Source organism: Vibrio sp. 10N.286.48.F5 (genome assembly GCF_041469785.1).
Lineage (GTDB): Bacteria > Pseudomonadota > Gammaproteobacteria > Enterobacterales > Vibrionaceae > Vibrio > Vibrio crassostreae_C.
The window spans coordinates 1,188-1,967 of record NZ_JBFRLG010000053.1; the positions used below are offsets into that span (position 1 = coordinate 1,188).

The following is a 780-nucleotide window of genomic DNA, read 5'->3' on the forward strand; positions in this document are numbered from 1 at the left end:
TAATGGCACTTATCAATTCAGATTAAATACAGGTACCAATCATCATCCGGACGATCTAATCAGTAGCCTACATGCTGGCGAGTCGATGGAGCTCCCCTACGAAGTCGAAACCACTGATGGTCAGAAGCTCACCATTATGGTGAAAGTGACGGGTGAAGATAACCAAGCAAAAATTGCAGTGACGCCCTACTCCAGCCTCAATAATCATGTTTACGAAGATCACACTTCCTTTGGCAATACCACCAGTCAACTCAGCAGTGGTGGCACGTTACAGGTCATTGACCCCGATCACGACCAAGCCGGCTTTATTGCACAAACCATCACCACCGCCGAAGGTGGTCAGTTCAATATCAACGCACAGGGCCATTGGTCATACAACATTGACAATGATAAAGTCCAACATTTAGGTGCAGGGGAAAGCTTCCAGCAAACCTTTACCGTTGAATCTATTGATGGCAGTGCTAAAAAAGATATCACAGTGACCGTTCACGGCACCAATGATGCGCCCGTCGCATCAGCTGAAGTACGTTTAGCGAATGGCTTAGAAGATAATAAAATTGTCCTTACCCCAGCACAGCTACTGGCTAATACTAGCGATGTTGATGACAACGATATTGGCAAATTATCCATTGAAAACCTACAGGCTGACCACGGTTCGATATTAATTAATGGCGATGGCACATTCACCTTTACCCCAGAAAAAGACTACAACGGAGCGGTGCACTTTAGCTATGATGTCAAAGATGCCCACGGTGGTGTGACACACACTGGCGCATCAAC

Annotated in this window: 1 protein-coding gene; it reads left to right on the plus strand. The window is 46.2% G+C overall.

The window, feature by feature from the left end:
- Window positions 1–780, plus strand: a 780-nt coding sequence (locus AB4185_RS21405; protein WP_372135906.1) for a VCBS domain-containing protein, incomplete at both ends; no start/stop codon positions are given.